We start from the raw sequence: 6,019 nt of genomic DNA, 5'->3' as shown, positions 1-6,019 counted from the left end.
GAAACAAGTAGTTGCTTCAGCAAAAGATGATAACCAGCAGTGTATGAAGTTACAGTTTAAAAATGCCTGTATATCAGAAGGACTAGGAACAAATACAAACATCACTTGTTTAGCTGATGGTGCCGATAATTGCTGGACGGTTGCACACTCGATATCTACAGAGTGTCAGCAAGTTTTATGTATATTAGATTGGTTTCACATAGGAATGAAGTTCAAAAACAATCAATCAGCTGTATCGGATGACAAAAAAGATGAATATGAAGCAGTTAAATGGTGTTTATGGCATGGAAACTCAGAAAAAGCCGTCACTAAACTACAAGGACTAATTGATTCGACTGAGTGTATTAAGTCAAAAAACATGCTTAACAAGCTACAAACCTATATTACCAATAATAAAGACAAAATAGTGAATTATGATCAAAGAGACGAAAAAGGTCTTATATATGCAAGCAGTTATGCTGAAAGCACTGTTAATAATTTGATTAATGTTCGCCAGAAGAATAAACAACGTATGACTTGGACTAGAGAGGGTGCTCACCAAATAATCCAGATTAGGGCTGCTAAAATAGGGAGTAATTGGGAAAAGGATTGGTTAGCAGTGGAGAATAAAATTTACCGAAAAGCTGCTTAAATAGCTATATATGTGTTGCTATCAATATGAATGATGAGTATAAAACCGAAAATCCCAGAATTAAAAAAAATTGCAAGAAAAAAAGCATGTAAAGCTTAATTTTGGCATCATTATATTTGTATTTATTTGCACTCATATATTCTAAACTCCCTATTCCCAAACTTACAAAACTCACCTCTAAAGGTCAACGATACATCACCGATCTCGCCATTTCGTTGCTTGCCAATCACCACTTCTGCCAAGCCTTTCAAATCAGGGTCATCAGGCTTGTACACTTCCTCACGATGGACAAACATAATCACATCAGCGTCTTGTTCAATACTGCCTGAATCCCTTAAATCGCGCATCATCGGTTTTTTGTTAGCGCGATCTTCAAGACCACGGTTTAACTGAGATAATGCAATCACAGGCACTTTAAGCTCCTTAGCAAGTGCTTTTAACTGTCCTGATATGTTCGATATTTCTAAGTTACGGTTATTTTGATACGCAGGGCTTTGCATAAGTTGCAAGTAATCGATCACAATCAAACCTAGGTCTGGATTTTCACGTTTAAATTTACGTGCCTTGTGCTTAACTTCTGTCGGGGTCAATGCTGCCTTATCAACAATGGATAGCTTCATATTCTCCACTTTGGTAAATGCCAAAGTTAATTTAGCCCAATCATCATCTTCTAGTTGTGCTGATCGTATTCTTGAAAAGGGTAACATCCCTAAAGATGATGCCATGCGCATCATAATATCTTTAGCAGACATCTCCATTGAGAACACTAAAACAGATTTATCCGTTTGCGTGAGTACCGCTTCGGCTATATTCATGGCAAAAGTGGTTTTACCCATCGCTGGACGACCCGCAACAATGATCAGTTGTTCTTCACGTAAACCACATAACTTATTATCTAAATCAATAAATCCAGTAGGCAGTCCTGCTAAACCGTCTTGCTCAGAAAGCTCATCGAGGTAATCAATGATTTGTGGAATGACTGCTTTGGCTGAAATAAAATCATTGTCGCCACTGTCTATATCTTGACGCACATGCAAGACAGCTTCTTCCACTTTATCTAAAACATCTTCCTCAGATAAGCCCTGCCCTTGTAACATCTCATTTGCTTCAAGCAATGCTTTAGACAGTTTGCGCTTTATTGCTTTGTTTCTGACAATCTCAGCATAAGCTTTTGCATTCACTGTTGTGGGCGTATCTTTGGCGATTTCAGCTAAATAATGCAAGCCCCCTGCTAACTCGCCTAAGTGTTCACTTTCCAATGAATCAAAAAGTGTCACTAAATCATAAGCTTTACCATCATTAGCAAGTTTTTGGATATGCTGATAAATGAGTTTATTCGCAGGGGTGAAAAAATCTTGTGGTGTTAAAATATCACTGATGCGATCATAAACATCGTTATCTAGTATCAATGAGCCAATAACAGACCTTTCGGCTGATAATGAACTGTCGTTATTAAGCTTATTCGCATTAATTGGATTAGTATCCATCATAATATGCCCAACCCCTTGATAGACTCCTGCTGATTCACTGCCTGATTAATAGATAACTGCTCGGCTGCCTTTGAACCATCATTCATTGATGAACTAATGTAACGTGCTTGACTACTTGCTCTAGCGAAGGTTTGTCCTAATACGTCCGTATAGTAAGTTTTAGCTTCACTCACTCTTGACGCTAGATCAATGCAAACCATTTCAGTACCGCTAGCTGTATTGGTTTTAGCGTTCCCTTTATTTGCATGACTAAAAAACTGGTTTTGGCATTCATACATTTTTTTGTAGACCTTGCTAATAAATCCCATACGGTAAGCTTTTACTCTGGCTGATAGCTGCGACTTGATACCTTGTTGTGCAAGTTGTTGTTTATATTGTTTAATACTTTTTTCGACCTCTCGACTTAAAAAAACAATCAAATATTCCGCATTATCAACATCACGTTGTCGCCCTGTTATTTGAATCGTTGCCAATTCTTCAAAAAAAGAGTCACCATTACGGTAAACACAAAAACAACCTGATACCTTTGCCATCGTATTATGCAACGTCACATACCAATCAGGAATACGGTAATAAGGTGTTGTAATCACTTTATTTGCCATATTTTGCCCATACACTTCATCTTTGGTGATGTTGTGTGCATTCATCAATGACATCGCTTGTTTTAAAGCAATACTGGCTTCGTTTTCATTATCTGATAAGGATAATTCAAGCAACTTTCTGATTTTGTCTTTTTGTTTATCTAATTGATTTGCCTTATCTAGCTTATGCGACATTTTTTATTACCTCATGATATGCAGCTATTAAGTTTTTATTTGGCATTGCTAGCTCACTTTCAACTGGAATATATCGAGTCTCACTCACCTTGATATACATCCCAGAATCAATTAACTTACTCAACTGTTTTGAGTAAACAGGCATCACTTCGTTTGCAAACAAAATAATTTCTTCACCGTCTATCTCAATTGATACTCTTGGTACGGCATAATGTGTTTTACTATTTAAAACCAATCGAGCAGATACTATCTCTCCTGCAAATAACTGTACTTTTTCTATTTTTTCTATTTTTGCAATGTCATCTTTCTGAGTAATATTGTTCATTGATGATTTTGCAAAAGCATGATTATGCAAAACCATAAACGTGCCTTGCTTATCTTCATCGTATTCAGCTTCAAGTAGCCTTTTAATAAGTTGCGTTGACAGATTTTGTTGGCGTATTAATTCGGGATTAAAAAAAACATCCATTTGCCTCGGCAAAAAATTATCTTTGATATAGTCCCATGTTTGTAAATTATAAAATCGATTTGGTTTTTCGATACCATAAAACCTCATCGCTTTATCAAGGTATTTTGTGACTAAATAATCGTAGTAACCACTCTCACGATCATGAAATTTGTATAACATGTCATTATATTTTTCGTTATCGTTTTTACATGTAGCTTCTTCGACACATTTTTCTAAATACAACGCCCATTTGTTGAGAAATTTATGTGACTTAATTTTAAAATTATCATAATAAAAATTATAACGCGCAAATAGTCTATCTAATTCATACTCAATAATCTCATCATCACCCACGTCAAGATAACTCATCTCGTCAAAATAATATGATGCTGAATCTAACTGATTGATAACATTAACAACATTATCATAATCGTTTAAATTGAATTGCAGATCATTAACAAATGGTATGCGTGACAAAACATCAAAGCTCTCAAGTTTATCTGAGATATCTATTTCATCTTTATGTAACCCAACCATATTAAGAATAACGCCCGCAATACGAATATTACGGACATAGAAAAAAGGAATTGCCCGCTTAATATCAGAAAAACTCAAAGCATTTGCTTGAGAGACAAAAAACATGCCGCTAATATCAAATTGCGCTAATAACTCGTTATGAATTTCTGAAATTGATGGTGGTGTATCAATCAGCACAATATCTGGTTTAAATTGATTAACCTGAGCAATCGTTCTTTTAAAAAACTGTTTTAACTCGCTTTGTTGAATAAAAATAGTATTAGCTTGATCAAGTCCAATCGATGAAAACATAAGCTGAGCATTAACCAAAGCATTATCACCTAAGAGCACATGAGTGCTTGGCGTGTTAACATCTGCATCAATAATAAATACCTTTTTTCTCTCTGATACCAATTTTTTAGCCAGATTAACCGTGGTGGTTGTTTTACCGACGCCACCCTTTGCTGAATAAATTACGATTGATTTCATGTGTTACCCCCCACATTAATCGCCTTTTTTATATAAAACGGCTATATCTAGCTGATAGCCTCTTATGGCACCATTTTCACCTTGGACAGAATAAAAGCGTAAAGCTCTTATTATCTCATCTAATTGCTCATTGGTTGTATTATTGATTTGTATGATATATTTTTCTTTTTCTTTTGTTGTCGTGTAGTTAATCTCATACTCACTCAGAGAATTGTCAATGTTCAATTTCATGATTGCATCACTGTACATATCAAATACATCTTGCCCTTTGTAATCATTGATAAATTGATCATCATGTGATACTGCTAGCTTTGTATTAATTAATGCATTCGTTTGATTTAATGTTATTTTTGTCATACTATTGTCCTCCGTAGACGTTGTTTTTAAAGTACGTTTTGAGCGCGGCTACATAGTGCTTGTTGTCACCCTTATTTTTGAAAGCTGAGGGTGGCATCTTGCCTTGAAGTTCGCCCTTTTCCTCAATATCAGTAATTTCAGTTGCAGTTAACGCTTCACGCCACAACTCAAATTCAAGGTTTAACACTTCTTCTTTTTGCGCTTTGATTTTTTCTAATCTTTCCTTTTTCGCTATCAATGACGCTTCAAATGCTAAATCTTCTGGTGACTTGTAATTAGCCTCTGTCCAGTTACCGCCCTTTTTAAGCACCCCTATCAATCCACGTAAGCGGTTATTAGCAGGAGCATAACTTATCATTTCTTCTAAACGATTTTGTAAAGCCCAAGCATAATGCTCAATAGATTCTTGAACGCTATCAACCGTTAGTTGGTTATCAACGTCTAAGTTTTTATTAAAGTTTTTAATCTGGGTGACGTGTCGCTTAGTAAAGCCAAATTCAGTTAAAGATGAAAAATCAAGATCAGCCCAATCTTCATTGTCTGATTCAAGAGTGTTGGTTTCGGCTGAATCTGTCACAGTGACAATTTTTGTTTCAGGTTGGGTTTGTGGTGCCTGTTGCAAAAACTGTTTTTGGAGTTGGGCTATTTTGTCATTTTGCTGTTTAATAAGTTCGATTAACTGATCGTTTTGGGTGTTGGTTGGTTTTTGTTCTGCGGTGTCGTTATTATATTTGTTTATAGTATTAGTAGTATTACTATTATATATAGAGGGGTTATCTTTTTTGTTTTCCTCATTTATACAATGACATTGCTCATAATATTTGATGACATCAAAAGGGATATTAAATATAGAGAATCCATTTCTACCCATAACACCAGATTCTCGTTTAATGATATTTTTTGATTCAATTCTTCTTAAGGATATTCTCAACTTATCTATACCAATCCCTGATTCTAAAGCGGCTGTCTTAGTATTTAGGTATACATAATATTTTTTGCTCTCCTGAAACTTAACATTCCAAATGTAGCTCATTAGTTTTAACTGTATGCCTGAAAGATTTTGCACATAGTAGTATATTTTATTGACATTTATTGTCTCACTATCAGCAGACTTTGTTCCTACATTTGTTTCTACATTGTTCTCACTATCAGCAGACTTTGTTCCTACATATGTTTCTACATTGTTCTCACTATCAGCAGACTTTGTTCCTACATTTGTTTCTACATTGTTCTCACTATCAGCAGACTTTGTTCCTACATATGTTTCTACATTGTTCTCACTATCAGCAGACTTTGTTCCTACATTTGTTTC

Annotated in this window: 5 protein-coding genes and 1 pseudogene; 1 reads left to right on the top strand and 5 read right to left on the bottom strand. The window is 35.3% G+C overall.

All coding sequences use genetic code 11. The features are described from left to right. Nucleotides 1-631: pseudogene (locus IE867_RS13895) on the top strand (ISKra4 family transposase); the annotation flags it as partial. A gap of 122 nt (nucleotides 632-753) precedes the next feature. Here IE867_RS13895 and dnaB read toward each other — a convergent pair. The 5 genes from dnaB to IE867_RS13870 all read right to left on the bottom strand — a co-directional run. Then, complete coding sequence (gene dnaB / locus IE867_RS13890) at nucleotides 754-2,121, bottom strand: replicative DNA helicase (protein WP_192485308.1); 1,368 nt, start codon at nucleotides 2,119-2,121, stop codon at nucleotides 754-756. Beyond that, nucleotides 2,118-2,897 carry a DUF2786 domain-containing protein gene (locus IE867_RS13885; protein WP_192485307.1) on the bottom strand — a complete coding sequence of 260 codons (780 nt, stop codon included), beginning with the start codon at nucleotides 2,895-2,897 and terminating at the stop codon, nucleotides 2,118-2,120. The genes dnaB and IE867_RS13885 overlap by 4 nt, the downstream gene beginning before the upstream one ends. Further along, nucleotides 2,887-4,350 (bottom strand): P-loop NTPase, encoded by a 1,464-nt coding sequence (locus tag IE867_RS13880; protein ID WP_203250313.1) that lies wholly within the window; start codon nucleotides 4,348-4,350, stop codon nucleotides 2,887-2,889. The genes IE867_RS13885 and IE867_RS13880 overlap by 11 nt, the downstream gene beginning before the upstream one ends. 15 nt (nucleotides 4,351-4,365) lie before the next feature. Further along, complete coding sequence (locus IE867_RS13875; protein ID WP_192485306.1) at nucleotides 4,366-4,707, bottom strand: hypothetical protein; 342 nt, start codon at nucleotides 4,705-4,707, stop codon at nucleotides 4,366-4,368. Nucleotide 4,708: 1 nt separating this feature from the next. Beyond that, nucleotides 4,709-6,019: hypothetical protein (locus tag IE867_RS13870; protein WP_192485305.1), on the bottom strand; the 1,311-nt coding region annotated here is incomplete at its 5' end.

Origin of the sequence: Cysteiniphilum marinum (genome assembly GCF_014857925.1) — a bacterium.
Taxonomy (GTDB): Bacteria; Pseudomonadota; Gammaproteobacteria; order Francisellales; family Francisellaceae; genus Caedibacter; species Caedibacter marinus.
This window is presented reverse-complemented; position numbering and strand designations above follow the sequence as displayed.

Bases quoted from the DNA above. Each gene is read 5' to 3' on its own strand.
- dnaB (WP_192485308.1), bottom strand. From the start codon at position 2,121: ATGATGGATACTAATCCAATTAATGCGAATAAGCTTAATAACGACAGT.
- IE867_RS13885 (WP_192485307.1), bottom strand. From the start codon at position 2,897: ATGTCGCATAAGCTAGATAAGGCAAATCAATTAGATAAACAAAAAGAC.
- IE867_RS13880 (WP_203250313.1), bottom strand. From the start codon at position 4,350: ATGAAATCAATCGTAATTTATTCAGCAAAGGGTGGCGTCGGTAAAACA.
- IE867_RS13875 (WP_192485306.1), bottom strand. From the start codon at position 4,707: ATGACAAAAATAACATTAAATCAAACGAATGCATTAATTAATACAAAG.